This window comes from Methanosarcina spelaei (assembly GCF_002287235.1).
In the GTDB taxonomy this organism is placed as follows: domain Archaea; phylum Halobacteriota; class Methanosarcinia; order Methanosarcinales; family Methanosarcinaceae; genus Methanosarcina; species Methanosarcina spelaei.
On record NZ_LMVP01000025.1, the window covers coordinates 1 to 15,438 of the forward strand.

Annotated in this window: 11 protein-coding genes; all 11 read right to left on the reverse strand. The window is 41.2% G+C overall.

The features are described 5' to 3' along the window. Nucleotides 1–243: 243 nt before the first annotated feature. On the reverse strand, nucleotides 244–399 hold the full coding sequence (locus ASJ81_RS02370; RefSeq protein ID WP_170943157.1) for a hypothetical protein: 156 nt from the start codon (nucleotides 397–399) through the stop codon (nucleotides 244–246). After that, a complete protein-coding gene (locus tag ASJ81_RS02375; RefSeq protein ID WP_095643082.1) occupies nucleotides 396–2,189 on the reverse strand; it encodes a PKD domain-containing protein in 1,794 nt (597 codons plus the stop codon). Before ASJ81_RS02375 ends, ASJ81_RS02370 begins: the two co-directional genes overlap by 4 nt. A gap of 445 nt (nucleotides 2,190–2,634) precedes the next feature. Continuing rightward, entirely contained in the window at nucleotides 2,635–4,350 is a 1,716-nt protein-coding gene (locus ASJ81_RS02380; protein ID WP_095643083.1) for a glutamate--tRNA ligase, read from the reverse strand. A gap of 863 nt (nucleotides 4,351–5,213) precedes the next feature. After that, nucleotides 5,214–7,259, reverse strand: coding sequence for a PKD domain-containing protein (locus ASJ81_RS02385; protein WP_449288768.1), 2,046 nt, complete (start codon nucleotides 7,257–7,259; stop codon nucleotides 5,214–5,216). Nucleotides 7,260–8,151: 892 nt separating this feature from the next. Beyond that, entirely contained in the window at nucleotides 8,152–9,915 is a 1,764-nt protein-coding gene (locus ASJ81_RS22505; protein WP_170943158.1) for a PKD domain-containing protein, read from the reverse strand. A gap of 287 nt (nucleotides 9,916–10,202) precedes the next feature. Further along, complete coding sequence (locus ASJ81_RS02395) at nucleotides 10,203–10,508, reverse strand: hypothetical protein (protein WP_095643085.1); 306 nt, start codon at nucleotides 10,506–10,508, stop codon at nucleotides 10,203–10,205. Continuing rightward, nucleotides 10,508–11,242 carry a fumarylacetoacetate hydrolase family protein gene (locus ASJ81_RS02400; RefSeq protein WP_095643086.1) on the reverse strand — a complete coding sequence of 245 codons (735 nt, stop codon included), beginning with the start codon at nucleotides 11,240–11,242 and terminating at the stop codon, nucleotides 10,508–10,510. Before ASJ81_RS02400 ends, ASJ81_RS02395 begins: the two co-directional genes overlap by 1 nt. Before the next feature lie 73 nt (nucleotides 11,243–11,315). Continuing rightward, complete coding sequence (locus ASJ81_RS02405) at nucleotides 11,316–12,095, reverse strand: dihydroorotate dehydrogenase electron transfer subunit (protein WP_095643087.1); 780 nt, start codon at nucleotides 12,093–12,095, stop codon at nucleotides 11,316–11,318. After that, nucleotides 12,095–13,000, reverse strand: coding sequence for a dihydroorotate dehydrogenase (locus ASJ81_RS02410; protein ID WP_095643088.1), 906 nt, complete (start codon nucleotides 12,998–13,000; stop codon nucleotides 12,095–12,097). The genes ASJ81_RS02405 and ASJ81_RS02410 overlap by 1 nt, the downstream gene beginning before the upstream one ends. Nucleotides 13,001–13,049: 49 nt before the next feature. Next, nucleotides 13,050–14,000 (reverse strand): hydroxymethylbilane synthase, encoded by a 951-nt coding sequence (gene hemC / locus ASJ81_RS02415; protein WP_095643089.1) that lies wholly within the window; start codon nucleotides 13,998–14,000, stop codon nucleotides 13,050–13,052. A gap of 48 nt (nucleotides 14,001–14,048) precedes the next feature. Beyond that, complete coding sequence (gene hemL, locus ASJ81_RS02420; protein ID WP_095643090.1) at nucleotides 14,049–15,323, reverse strand: glutamate-1-semialdehyde 2,1-aminomutase; 1,275 nt, start codon at nucleotides 15,321–15,323, stop codon at nucleotides 14,049–14,051. Nucleotides 15,324–15,438 lie beyond the last annotated feature (115 nt).

Sequence of the window (15,438 nt, forward strand, 5' to 3'; positions counted from 1 at the left end):
TTAGATCTTGGGAGGCAGTTATTGAAAAATTGAGAGTATGAGGATGGCTTTCAATCATTGTAAAATAAGGTCAAAGGGCGTGTTTATCATAGAGCTTATCCCAAAACATTATCTAATCTACTATTACCGCCAATATTATAACTCCTATTCTGGCATTATATTGGTTTTGGGATAGGCTCATATATTATCAATGATACCATCACTGCCCTTTCTCGTTGATCTTTTTCTTTTTCCAATTCAGTTTTATTTACTTTCGGAGTATATTCCCGGTTTTGTGTTTGTTGTCACCTTTATGAAGTTTGTCTTCGTTACAGTACTGCTGCCTTCCACATTACTTACTGTAAATCTAATCTTATAGAACCCCAGGAGGTTTACAACCGTTTTCAAAATTGCAGTCACTTTGCCACTTTTATATAATTCCATTTTGTTTTTGTACTACTTCCTGCTGCATTTGTTGCTGTAAGTTTAACCGTGTAGGTTCTCGCTGCTGAATATGTGTGTGTAGGACTCTTTTCTGTTGAAGATTTTCCATCTCCGAAATCCCATTTCCATGAAGTTGGCGATCCTTTGCTAGTCTCCGTAAATGTTACCTTTAGTGGCGCTTTTCCTGAAAGTGGCCAGCCCCAGAAATCTGCAACGGGAGCTTGCGAAGTTCCTGTTACGGTTATATAATTTGATTTTGTTGCTGTGTTGCTGCCTGCTGTATTGGTTACTGTGAGGGTTACTGTATATTTTCCTGCTTTGGAATACTTATGCGTTGGATTCTGCTTGGTTGAACTTATTCCATCTCCAAAATCCCATTTCCATTTCTTTGGTGATCCGGTACTTTTGTCAGTAAATTTAACGTTTAATGGAGATTTTCCTGAGGTTGGAGATGCAGAAAATGCAGCAACTGGTTTTGCTGTCACGGTTATATAATCTGCTTTTGTTACTGTGTTGCTGCCTGCTGCATTTGTTACTGTAAGTTTAACAGTATAAACTCCTGCTTTTGAATACTTATGCGTTGGATTCTGTTTGGTTGAAGTTGTTCCGTCTCCAAAATCCCATTTCCATTTCTTTGGTGTTCCTGTACTTTTGTCAGTAAACTGCACTTTCATTGGGGCTTTTCCTGAGGTTGGAGATGCAGAGAAGGCAGCAGTTGGCAGGTTTGAACTGGTGAGAGTACCCATGTAGACATTGGTTTTTTCATTGTCCCAATCCGACCACACTATCTTATCACCATAGAAAGTAAATCCTTGCCTAATTGATGTATTGTTAGTATGAGCTTCCTCTTGAGTTGAGATATTATACATGTAAATACTTCCACTATCTTGGTTATCCAGCCAAACTATCCTGTCCTCGGAGATTCTAGGACTATAATAAAATGCTGATCCGCTGTTGGTAATTTGAGTTTCCTTCTTAGTGGAAAGATCATACATGTAGATCTCGGAGTATTGATATCCATCATCTCTCTGGCGCCAATCTGCCCACACTATTATATCTCCGTAGATATCAGGATTGAATGCTGAATCGCTGTTGGTAATCTGAGTTTTCTTGTGAGTGGAGAGATCGTACATTATGAGATTACTCGGGCGTCCATCAATATCAGGTACCCACACTACTATGTTACCGAAAAAAACAGGAGAGGGTGCTGACATATTATCAATATGAGTTTCCTGAGTGGAGATATCATAAATGTAATAACCATATGGGCCACCCCACATTATCGTGTTACCGGAGATATGCGGCCCGAAGCTATACCCTAAGTAGTCATAAGGGATTGGTCTATTGTTTATCTGAGTTTCCTTGTGAGTGGAGAGATCGTACATGTATACATCATATTCTTCCTCGGTATCATTCTGGTTCCCATTACGCCATTCCTTCCATACGATCCTGTCACCGTATATAGAAGGACACGCTGCTGATCCACTGGTAGTAATTTGAGTTTCCTTGTGAGTGGAGATATTGTACATGTAAATATTGAAGGGTCCATCATTTTTGTTCCCATTACGCCAGTCCTGCCATACTATCCTGTCACCATATATAGAAGGAAACGCTGCTGATCCACTGGTGGTTATCTGAGTTTTATTGATCGTGAGCGAAGCAGTTTGCTCAGTAGTTGCGGATGCCGTAGATGAAACGAAAATTAAACATAAAATCAGAACTGCTGATGCTAAGATCACTGAATACGATTTTTTATCAAGTTTCACTTATCCTACTCCTTAATCTTTAATTTATTTTTCATATAAAAAATGTTAATAATTTAGAGATATATACATTTTTAAACTTTGTTATTTAAATCAAAAATTTAAGAAAATGTGTAATTTTAGAAAATTTGTTTTGAGAAGAAGAATAAGTTTACAGTAAATCAGTACATAAATAGCAAAACTTTTCGGTATAAAAAATATAAAAGAAAAACTTTTGAGAATTTCAAATGAGCTTAAAAAAGTCAAGAAATTAGATAAGGAGTCGCTACTGAAAATCACAAGATTAAAACCCCTCTCAAAAATGACTAAAAAGACGGTGAGCTCATTTATTAATATCAAATCAACAACTTACGGCACTTCCAGATAAGAAATAAGGAACAATAAAAAATGAATAAAAAAAGTGAGCAAAAGAAAAGAGAACAGTTTCCTGTCCACTTTCTTCCAGAAATTATTTGTGGGCAAAGTACGCCACAACTTCTCCTTCATTTACGGCATCTATCCTGCAGAAACCGAAGCGTTCGAACTGCACGATTTTGTCAATTTCGGCTGCAATCCCTTGCTCACCTATTCCATTGATATCACCTTCAGGGCCTCGTACTTTCACATTCATCCCGTCAAGCGGGGCCCAGTGGATGATTTTTGCCTTTGCTTTTTTAAGGGCTTCAAGAGAAACATCAGAGAGCTTTGCCTGAAGCGGGAAAAGGGAAGTAACCTCTATATTGCAGAAATCTTTTAAGCGGATAACAGAACCCACTTCCAATTTTTCAACATCCTCCGTGCAGACAAGAACCTTATTTCCTACAGCAATTTCCCTGAATCCTCTTGCGTGGTCAGTAGGGTGAAGAGGAAGCTTAGCAACTGTCGGTTCCGCATCTGTAATTTCCAGTTCTACAGGGTCCCAGACAAAGAAATAGCGGTTTGCAATAGGGTCCACGATTTTGCGGTTTTCGGCATAGAGAGACTCCATGCTTATGCTTACATCAGTCATTCCGACTCCCATCTCTATCATGAACTTCTTGAGGGCTTCGGCCTGGATTCCACGGCGCCGAATTGCCCTAATTGTTGGAAGCCTAGGATCGTCCCAGCCGCTGTATTCCCCTGCTTCAATAGCTTTTCTCAGGGTACTGGTGCTGAACTTTCCGAATTCATGGATCTTGACCCTGCCCCAGTGGGTTGTTCTCGGATACTTCCAGCCAAAGTATTTGTAGACATATCCCTGCCGCTTTTCGCTGTCTATAAGGTCTTTACCCCGGATGATATGGGTCATCCCCAGTTCGTGGTCTTCGATTGCACCTGCAAAATCGAGAAGCGGCCAGACAATATACTTGTTCCCGATTTCAGGGCGGGGGTGCGACATTTTTCTTATCCTGAAGGCTCCCCAGTCCCTCAACGCAGGGTCTTTGTGCTTTATATCGGTCTTGATCCTTAGCACTGCCTGCTGGTCTTCATATTCTCCGGCAAGCATTTTTTCCCAGTGCATGAGGTTTTCTTCAGGGCTGGTATCCCTGTGAGGACAGGCCTGCTTTGCATCTTTAAATCGCTTGAAATCTTCTCCTTTACAGAAGCAGACATAAGCCTTACCCATCTCGATAAGTTTTCTTGCGTAATCGTAATAGAGAGGAAAATGATCCGAAGCATAAACAACCTGGTCAGGCACAACCCCAAGCCATCTGAAGTCGTCGAGATACCAGTCATAAGCCTCAAGCATAGGCCTCTTTATATCAGGATCGGTATCGTCAAAACGCAGGACAAATTTTCCGTTGTACATTTTAACGTACTCGGAATTAACTACCATGCCTCTTGCACTGCCAAGGGTTGCGGGCCCGTTTGGATTCGGAGCAAAACGCATTACAACCTTGCCATTTTCTGCTCCTTCAAGAGGTTTTAAACCCTTATCAGGCTCCTTTTTTACACTAAGAGCTTCGATAAGCTCGGGGGCAATTTCCGAAAGTTTTGCTTCCCAGGTTTCAGGGTTTCCCTTTGCAATCTCGGGAATAATAACTTCAAGAGCCTCAGATACTGCGTTGGGTTCGGATCTGAGTTGAGGGCACTCCCCCATAACTTTGCCCATTACAGCTTTAGGTTGGGGGGCTTTCCCGTATTTTACAGCATTTTGATAAGCGTATTTTTCAATTGTTTTAATGTCTTCAGGACTTAAGGTCATAGAAGCTTCTCCCAAATACTTATTATTTATATTCAGAATTAGATCCAACAACAAAATATGATCAATTGTATAATTTTATATAATTAATTACTGAATCTAACAAACAATATATGTACATTTTCAAAATTTTACTTATTGGTGGATTTCTGGATATAACTCGAAAATTGTGTTAAAGTATTTAGTTTCTTTCCAAGAGATAATAGACCCATCTAAAAAATTCAATAATTAATTCAGCATTAATTCAGATTGCTTTCTCATTTTGAGTATCTTTTTTATACTACCTTGTAAACCCGAAAAATAGTTTTTGCCTTTCCACCAATTCTAGAAGACTCTATTACGTACTAGTGCATCGATTCCAAATTATTTCAGAAATGTATTTTTGAAAACCACAGAAAGCACGGAAGACACGGAAATAATTAGTAAAGGTATGCTTTTTCCGTGTCTTCCGTGCTTTCCGTGGTTGTAATATCCAGATCTAATCACTCCACGACCGGCTGCCTTTTCCGTGTTACAGAATTGCATATGACTTTAAAATAATAGTTGCGTCATAAGCTGTAATTGTTTTCTTATTATGTATATATTTGAGAACCGATGCACTAGTAAGGTTTACCATTGACAGTTTTTTCTCTCAAAAATACTACTCCATATGATAAAAGTCAGCAAATAACCCTCTCACTCTTTTCTGACTTCGTTTTTTATCTAGGACTTACGCAGTTGAACTGAAAAATCAACAGCATCAGACGGTTAACTGTTTGAAGACTGTTAACTGTTTAAAACGTGATTTTAATCTACAGTCTTTACCATATTTGATTTTATTCCTAAAGTGCGTAAGTCCTATTATCGTTTGAATTTACAACATTCACTTATTTTTTCACTGTGATATAATTAGATATAGTTTTAATATTGCTGCCTTTGGCATTTTTGACTGTTAAGCTAACAGTATATATTCCTGCTTTACTGTATTTATGTACAGGGTTTTTGGCTGTTGAATAAGTTCCGTCTCCAAAGCTCCATTTCCATGAAGTTGGACTATTGCTGCTTTTGTCAGTAAACTGCACATTCAGTGGTGCTTTTCCTGACCTTGGAGAAGCATAAAAAGCGGCAATTGGAGCTTTCAACGTGTTTACGACAATATAATTCTTTATTGTTTTCAAACTGCTTCCTGCAGCATTCTTTACTGTTAAACTGACAGTATATTTTCCTGCTTTACTGTAGGTATATGCAGGACTCTTGGATGTTGAAGTTTTTCCATCTCCAAAAGTCCATTTCCATGACGTTGGAGAACCTGTACTTTTGTCAGTAAATTTTACTTTCAATGGCGCATATCCTGAAGTTGGGGATGCAGATAATGCAGCAATAGGTTTTACAGGAGCTGTTTTTACGGTTATATAGTCCTTTATTGTTTTTGTGTTTGTTCCGGCTGCATTCTTTACTGTCAAGCTGACAGTATACTTTCCTGCCTTACTATATGTGTGTGCAGGATTTTTAGTTGTTGAATAAGTTCCGTCTCCAAAACTCCATTTCCAAGATGTGGGACTATTACTGCTTTTGTCAGTAAACTGTACCTTCAATGGAGCTTTTCCTGAGAGCGGTGAGCCTCCAAAGTTTGCAACCGGAACCTGGGAACTTCCTGTCACTTTTATATAGTTCGATTTGGTTTTCGTATTACTTCCTGCCTCATTTGTTGCTGTAAGTTTAACCGTATAAGTCCCTGCGGCTGAATATGTATGCGTTGGACTCTTTTCCGTTGAAGATTTTCCATCTCCGAAATCCCATTTCCATGAAGTTGGAGATCCTTTACTTGTCTCAGTAAATTTTACCTTTAACGGGACTTTTCCTGAGAGTGGTGAACCCCAGAAGTCCGCAACAGGTGGTTTTGGTTGTGGGTTTTCACTTGAGACGATGGCCATATAAATGTCGGAGTTTTCGTTACGATTGTCTTCCCATACTATATTGTTACCGTATATACGTGGATTCTCTGCCGATCCGCTGTTGGTTATCCTAGTTTCCTTCTTAGTGGAAAGGTCGTACATGTAGATATCATAATTACGATAACCACTGCGGTCATCCTGCCAAACTATTTTGTCACCATAAATTGCAGGATTCTCTGCTGATCCACTGGTGGTTATCCGGATTTCTTTGGAAGTGGAAAGATCATGCATGTAGATCTCTGGGGTCCATTCTACGTCATTGCTATTACGATCATCCGACCACACAATTCTGTCCTTGTGGATAGCAGGCTGGTTCTGGTACGATTTATCGGTAGTAATCTTTTTTTCCTTTTTAGTGGAAAGGTCATACATGTAGATGTCGTAGTTTCTATTGCTATAAACGCTGTATACTATTCTATTTCCGTAGATATCAGGTTCGGTACTGCTGCCAGTGGTAATCTTAGTCTCCTTTTTAGTAGAGAGATCATACATGAAAACATCAGAGTAATCATCGAGGTAACCTTTCCACACTATCTTATCATCATAAATTGCAGGATTCATCAAATATGGAGGATGATCACCGGCTATTATCAAACTCTCACTGGAGGTAGAGAGATCATACATGTATATCTCGGTAGGAGGGTTAAAACTCGAATTGCGAGAATCCTCCCACACTATTTTGTCCCCATAAATAGCAGGGTTACTAGGAACTGATTCGTTTGTGGATATTTTAGTTTTCTTTTTAGTGGAAACATCGTACATATAGATATCACGACTTTCGTTAAGATAATCATCCCATACGATTCTGTCTCCATAGATTGCAGGACTATGTGCTAATCCACTGGTGGTTAGTCGGGTCTCAGTGATGTTGGGCGAAGTGCCTTCCACTGTATCTGCCGATGCCGTAGACAAAAGTAAAAACAAAACAAAGGCGATTGAAACCAAGCTTATCTTACAGACCGTCATATGTTTATCCAATATTCTCATCTCTAACTATTAATTTTAATATTTTAATTCAATTAGTAAGGTTTTAGACGCCATACTTAAATTTTTTCTTTTAAATCTTATATTTATAAAACTTAATTTTTTTAAGTTAATTGTAAGAAAATTTCGCTTTATACAGTCTGGAATCTCGATCAGTAATGGAACTTTTGTTGCGAAGATCTAAAAGAAGAACTTAAATATCCATATGAGCTCAAAAAAGAGTGTTAAATAATTAGATCTGGGAGTTACTTTTCTAGTTCTCGTTATCCTTCTTCTTCATCATCCTTTTACTCCTCATATAAAAGATGTAATAGTCTTAGTTTCTTGTTAATTTTTAAGCCCCTTTTGGATTTTGCCTCTTTAAGAGTTTTCTAATTTAGGGACTTTGTTTAAGGAAGAGTCTGAATGAAGCGAATCAGCGTAGAAAAACCAGGTTTCTCGGCACAAAAACATGAGATAAAAACGTTTAGATCTCAAATTAACTAAGAAGGGTTAAGAAGTTAGGTAGTGAGAGCCAGTTCTTGCAAATCATAAACCTGAAGTTGGCTTTCAACTCTGCTCATACAAGGCTAAGGGTGGTTTTATTAGATTTGACCAGTGATCATACACATCCCTTTAGCCTTGATTTTTTATTGTTTTTCAATTTAAGGGTTTATTTGTTTTCAGAGTATATGCCTGGTCTTATATTTGTTGTCACTTTTATGAAATTTGTTTGTTATAGTACTTCTTCCTGCAGCATGATTACTGAAGTGTTACTGTGTATTTGAACGAAGTAAGATGTAGTACTGATTCCGGTTCTCCGCTTGATGTTAGATGACCTGGTTAATGAATTCCCCACTCCTTTTTAAGCTCCTGACCTTTTCATCAGTTTTTCAATTTAAGCTGCTCATTTTTTGGATACAATATATCCAGAAATAGTTTTAGTGTTACTTCCTTTTGCATTTTTAACCGTCAAACTGACAGTATATTTTCCGGCTTTACTGTACTTATGTACAGGGTTTTTGGCTGTTGAATAAGTTCCGTCTCCAAAGTTCCATTTCCATGAAGTTGGACTATTGCTGCTTTTGTCAGTAAACTGCACATTCAGTGGTACTTTTCCTGAGGTTGGCTTTGCCGAAAAAGAAGCAACCGGAGCTTTCAATGTGTTTACGACAATATAATTCTTTATTGTTTTCGAACTGCTTCCTGCAGCATTCTTTACTGTTAAACTGACAGTATATTTTCCGGCTTTAGTGTATGTATATGCAGGACTCTTGGTTGTTGAAGTTTTTCCATCTCCAAAGGTCCATTTCCATGAAGTTGGACTATTGGCACTTTTGTCAGTAAATGTTACTTTCAGTGGTGCATATCCTGAAGTTGGGGATGCAGAGAATGCAGCAACAGGTTTTACAGGAGCTGTTTTTACGGTTATATAATCCTTTATTGTTTTCGTACTGCTTCCTGCAGCATTCTTTACTGTTAAACTGACAGTATATTTTCCTGCTTTATTGTATGTATATGTCGGACTCTTCGATGTTGAAGATTTTCCGTCTCCAAAGCTCCATTTCCACGAAGTGGGAGCGCCTGTGCTTTTGTCAGTAAACTGAACTTTCAGCGGAATGTTTCCTGAAGTAGGAGATCCCGAAAAACTTGCTTGAGGGATCTTTAAGACCTTTTCCATCCCAGGCTTCATATTGCCATCTTTGTCCCATACTCCCCAGTGAGCACCCTGTGGGCCTTCATTAACACTTTTCCATGTTTCATCAAACGCCTCAAAGTAAAAATACTGAATACTATTATTACGTGCCCATGACACAAAATCATAAAAATACGTGGCTGAGTTGTTAGCTGATGGTACAGCATTCCCAATCGTGTTTCCTGCGCTGGGCCATCCGGTTTCAGAAACAATGACTGGTTTATTCTTTACATTATTAACTAGATTCTTATAACGGCTGTCCTGAAGATCCATTGCTTTATCAATGCTGATACCTTCCCAGTAGGGGTAGCTATTATACATGATAACATCGCACTCATCCATTACCTTAGGGTGAGCCAGAAGCTCGCTATATGTATCGGCTGTTGTAACATTAACGCCGGCGGGTACTGACTGTTTAACACGCTTGATATACTCAATAAGCTGATCTTCTGAAAGATCATTTCTTAGCAACGTTTCACTACCTACTATAGCAAGATCAACATTACCAGCCTTAGCTTCATCGATCAACTTACTTATCTGTCTCTCATTTGCTTCAGTATCTCCACTAAGCCATGCACTAATTGCAGTCTTAAGCCCCATTTCATGAGCTACTGGGCCAGCATACTCCAGACCATTTTCCGTTCCATAAGTTCGTATCCACTCAGTATATGGTGCCATTATTTTCATACGATTCGTGACTTGTTTTTTGTCTATCTTAGATCCATAATCTGGGCTCTGCCCGTCCATATAGGGGCTAAAATTTATGCCATATAACTTATTGATATTCTGTGCTGATTCCGAAAATTGAGTTGAAGATTCAGACTGAATGTCGTTGATTTGTTCTTCTGTGATAGTGATTTGTCCTTCTCCTGGCTGCTTTGTAGCTGCCGATGCCGTGGACAAAATGAATATTAAAAATAAAATCAGGGCTGCTGCAGCTAAGGTTCCTGAATATAGTTTTTTGTTAGTCTTCATGAATCCTCCTCCATTCTTTTTCATTTAATAAAATAATACTCTAACGTAATTTTAATTTTTAAATTTTTTTAGTTAAATTTCAATTTAGATAAAATGTAATACAAGAGAACTCATCAGGAGGTAAAAGTAGAGGAGAAACCTTGAGGATTTCAATAACTGAAAAAGTTAGAATTCTGATAGGTTCAGTCAATCCCTCAAAAAAGGAAAAGATAGTTAAAAAGGAACAAGAGAAGTAGTATAAAAGAAAGAAGATAGACAACTTTTTCGCCTACTAAATGAATGCGGATCTATTTTGGGATGGAATCTTCTATCTCCTGGATACGAGATATTTTCTCGCTTATTTTCTTAAACTCGATTTCAAATTCCTCAAGAAATTTCGGAACCGCATCTCCGGGTACGGCACCCTGAGCCGAGGGCTTGATAAGGTTAGCTTGTTCAAGAACTCTGAGCGAGTAGCGCACTTTATGGTTCTGCATTCCGGTGACTTCTGAAAGTTTTAGAATCCCAATGGGAGCTTCTTCAATCACTTTCTTAAGCACCAGAAGATGGCGCTCGGTAAGGTCAAGTTCGTTTCCTATAGGCTCAAGCAGCATCAGACAACCTCGTTTCTAAGTGTTCCGATTCCCTGGATTTCAACTTCTACAATGTCTTCGCGCTGAAGTTCTCCAACGCCAGGAGGGGTCCCTGTGGCAATGACATCTCCTACTTCCAGGGTCATGATCTCGGTGATAAATTCGATAAGATAAGGAATGTCAAAAATAAGGTTTGCAGTGCTGGAAGCCTGCCTGATTTCCCCGTTTACCCTACAGGCAATCTTTGCATCCGAGATATCAACTTCATCGGGAGAAGCGAGATAAGGTCCAAAAGCTGCAAAGGTATCAAAGCTCTTTGATCTTGTCCACTGCACGTCCTTATACTGGAGATCCCGTGCAGTCACATCATTAAAGCAGGTATAACCAGCAATTACATCCAGGGCCTTTGAGGCTGATATATTCTTGCAGCGTTTACCTATAACAAATGCGAGTTCGGCTTCATATTCTACTCTGGAGCTGGATGCCGGATAAATTATCTTGTCTTCATGCCCTATAACCGCTGAAGGAGGCTTCAAAAAGAGAACAGGTTCCTCCGGGATTTCCATGTGCATCTCTTCGGCATGGTCCCGGTAGTTCAGGCCGACACATACTATTTTTGAAGGAGATGCAGGTGGAAGGACGCGAAGTTCCGAAAGGTTAAAGATTCCTGCGGGAACTCCACCTTTTGGATACACGCGCCCATTTTCAATATCTCCGTAAAAAATCTCATCTCCTGATCTGAACCTTCCAATCATATCTAGGTCTTCTCCTGCTTACTGGAATGACTTAGTCTGCTTTCCTTCATTTTTTAAAAGGATATATTCAAACTTAAATTTTAACTCTTCGCCCACTGGCATCCCGCGTATACTTTCCAAGTTCGGAATTCAGGAGCTGCACACCTGAAAACACAGGTCCGTCCCTGCAAACCCTGAGACCTGACTTATCTATACAACATGCCCCGCAAACTCCTATACCGCATTTGAAATAGCGGTGAAGGCTGAATTCGGATCTTTCAAGAACCTTTCTGTCTTCAAGGAGCCTGAAAACCGAAGCCATCATTATTTCCGGCCCGCAGACCGCAATTTTGTCATAAACCGAAAGGTCGAGGCTATTGAGCACATCGGTCACAAAGCCCTTTGTTCCCTTTGAGCCGTCATCTGTAGAAATGGAGATCTCCCCTGTTTCTGCAAAGAATTTCTCAAAAAGAAGGTCGTCTGCACTCCGCGCTCCAAGCACAGTGTGCACCTCCGAGCCTGCACTCCGAGCTGCCTCGGCATAAGGAGCAAGAGGAGCAGCTCCGACCCCGCCTGCAATAACCAGAGTTTTTTCTCCTTCTGAAGGTAGGGAAAAGCCCTTTCCGAAAGGTCCTCTTAACCCGAAAGAATTCCCTTCTTTCAACTCAAAAAGTTTTGAAGTTGCCTCTCCCACTTTCTGGACAGTTATGGAGTTCTTACTCGAGAGGCCCATGGGCACCTCGTCCACACCCCTGACCCAGACCATTACAAATTGACCGGGCTTCATGGTCTCAAACTGGAAATCAAAGAAGAAAGTCCTGACCGAAGGAGACTCTTCATCTATCCGTACTATTGTAGCATTAAGAGGAAGCATCAGACCATCTCATGGGAAAGCCCTATTAATTCTTTTACATCCGAATATCCTTTCCTCTGCAGGAAAGTTTCTATACCTTTACTGATTTCAGAGAAGATATCAAGTCTGTCATAAACAGCCGATCCGATCTGGACAGCTGCAGCTCCCGCCATCATCATTTCTACTGCATCCTGCCAGGAGGACATTCCTCCTACCCCAATTACAGGGATCTCTAGGGCCGTATAGAGGTCATAAACACATTTGACAGCTACGGGTTTGACGGCTTTTCCTGAAAGCCCGCCTGAACGGTTTCCCAGGACAGGATATCCGGACTCGATATCTATAGCCATTCCTTTTAAGGTATTAATTGCAACAACCGCATCGGCGCCTCCGGATTCAGCCGCACTACCGATGCAGGTAATATCAGAAACATTAGGTGTAAGCTTAACCCATACAGGTACATTCACCGTTTCTTTTACTGTGGCTGTAATTGCTTCTACAAGGCAGGGGTTAGAGCCGACTGCAGCTCCGTATCCTTCTGCATGCGGGCAGCTTACATTAAGCTCAAAAGCATCGGGTTTCGCAGGTAGCAGGCCTTCGGCAACTTCCTTAAACTCGGCAGGGTTTCCACCGAATATGCTTGCAATCACCGGAACTCCTGAGTCCTTTTTTGCAATATCGAGTTCCTGGAGAAAACTGGGATATGAAGGATTCGGAAGTCCCATAGCATTTAGAAATCCGCATTCAAATTTGACCATGCTTGGGTTGGGATGCCCGGTTTTAGGCATGGGACCTATGGATTTGCTTACAACGCCACCTGCTCCTCCTTCACGTGCAACCCTGCAAAGCGATGCCCCGGTTGTGCCAAGTATTCCGGCTGCAAGAATGGTCGGATTTTTAAATTTAAGTCCTGTAAGAGTATACATAGCTGGCTCCTTTCTGCCCTGTCATATGATTGCATTATATTTTGTGTTATCATTCGTACAAATCATCTGAGTCGCACGAGTCTCTGGAAAGCTTCAGGAGCGCTTCTTCAGCAAGTCTCTTTCCACCCATCTGTACAAGTCTGCTTCCGAGTTCCCTAGCTTTTTCAATTCCTCCTGCCATAGGAATAAGTTCGTTTATGCCGACAGTTTCTTCTCCGTCAAGGGAAAGGACCTCAGCTCGCACATGAATTTCTTTTCGGTCAGGCTTAATCTCGGCATAAGAACCTATAGGAGTAGTGCAACCTCCCCCAAGTTCGGAAATCAGGATGCGCTCAATTTCGGTGGTAATTCGGCTGTCGGTATGGTCAAGCCTGGAAACTGCAGCTTCAGCCTCAGTGTCTGCCCTTGTGACAACTGCAACCGTACCTTGATTTGGAGAGGGACAGAAGAAATCGGGAGAAAGAATTTCTCCTTCAAGTTCCCAGCCCAGGCGTTCAAGCCCCGCCTTGGCAAGCAAAATACCATCATATTTTCCTTCTTTAAGCTTCCTGAGCCTTGTATCTATATTGCCCCTTAAATCCTGAGTAATAAGGTCAGGCCTATAGCGCTTGATCTGGGCTGTCCTCCTCAGGGAACTGGTACCTATAATGGACTGTTCGGGCAGCTCGTCCAGGGGTGTCCCGTCATAAGTCAGCAGGATATCAAATGGGGTATCCCGCTTCAGAACAGCTGCGGTTGGAAGGGTAGGTGGGCGAATTGTTGGCATGTCTTTCATGGAGTGCACAGCGATATCTATTTCTCCTTCAAGCATAACTTCGTCCAGTTCCCTGACAAAAGCCCCAACTCCACTCGATACTGCATGCAGAGGCCTATCAGTAAATCGGTCTCCACTGGTTTTTATAATTTTCAAGCTGGTTTCAACGCCCTGTTCTTTCAAAAGGCGTGCAACATTCTCAGCCTGGGCAAGTGCAAGCTGACTGCCCCGCGTACCTATGATCATATTAAGTCCTCGTTTTCAAAGATGCAAATCTGCTCAAAATAAATCCGCTTAAAGATTTTCGGTGTATGCTTTAAGGGTTTTTTCGATATCCTCTTCGCTGTGAGCTGCAGAGACGAAATTTGTTTCAAACTGTGAAGGAGGGAGGAAAATTCCGCTTGCGAGCATCCTGTGGAAGAAAGCAAGGTAACCTTCCTTATCGCACTTCAGGGCCTCCTGGTAGTTGTGAGGTTCGGCTCCAAAGAAAATCTTGAACATTGAAGCAATTCCGCATACGCTGTAATCAAGCCCTTCATCCTCAACGATTTCTGCAAGTACAGCCCGTATGTAATCGCCTTTCGAATTGACTTTTTCGTGGATCTTTTCCTGTTCCAGGTAGTCAAGCACTGCAATGCCCGCAGCCACGGAACAGGGGCTTCCGCTGAAAGTTCCTGCCTGGTAGACCGGGCCTGATGGTGAGATCATTTCCATGATTTCACGCCTGCCTCCAAAAACTCCAATAGGCAGCCCTCCACCCACGATCTTTCCAAGAGTGGTCATGTCAGGTACAACCCCGAAGTATTCCTGTGCTCCTCCTATTGCGAGCCTGAACCCGGTAATAACCTCATCGAATATAAGAAGCACGTCGTTTTCCAGGGTAAGCTTCCTGAGTTCTTCCAGGTATCCGGGCAGGGGAGTTATCGGACCTATGTTCCCGAGCACTGGTTCGATGATGACTGCAGCCAGTTCGTCCCTGTTTTTTTCTACAATCTCTGTCATTGCTTCAATATCGTTATAAGGAGCTTGCAGGGTATATTTCGTAAAATCTTCAGGTATTCCAAGCGAATCTGGCTCTCCGAGAGTTGTAGCTCCTGAACCTGCTTTTACCAGAACCGCATCATGGGCCCCGTGAAATCCGCCTTCAATTTTGATGAATTTGTTTCTTCCAGTAAAGCCGCGTGCAAGCCGAAGGGCGCTCATCGTGGCTTCAGTGCCCGTGGATACGAAGCGGAGCATATCGATACTGGGGTAATACCCTGTAATTTTCTCTGCAAGGGTTACCTCAAGCTCGGTAGGGGTTCCGTAGAGCCATCCTTTGTCGAGCTGGGCCTTAATAGCTTCTTTTATTACAGGGTGATTGTGCCCAAGAAGAGCAGGGCCGTAAGCCAGACAGTAATCTATGTATTCGTTTCCGTCAAGATCCTTTATTTTTGAACCGTTAGCTGATGCCGTATAGAACGGATAGGGTTTTATTGCGCGTACAGGGCTGCTTACCCCACCAGGAATGAGGGTCTTTGCTTTCTCATACATCTGTCTGGACTTCTCAAGTGTTACCTCAGATATCATGGAAATCTCACCGGATTGGACTGAAAATCTATAAACTATTAATAAATTTAAATCAATTTTTGAGTTTTAAGTTAATTTCTGAGTTTTAAGTTAATTTCTGAGTTTTAAGTTAATT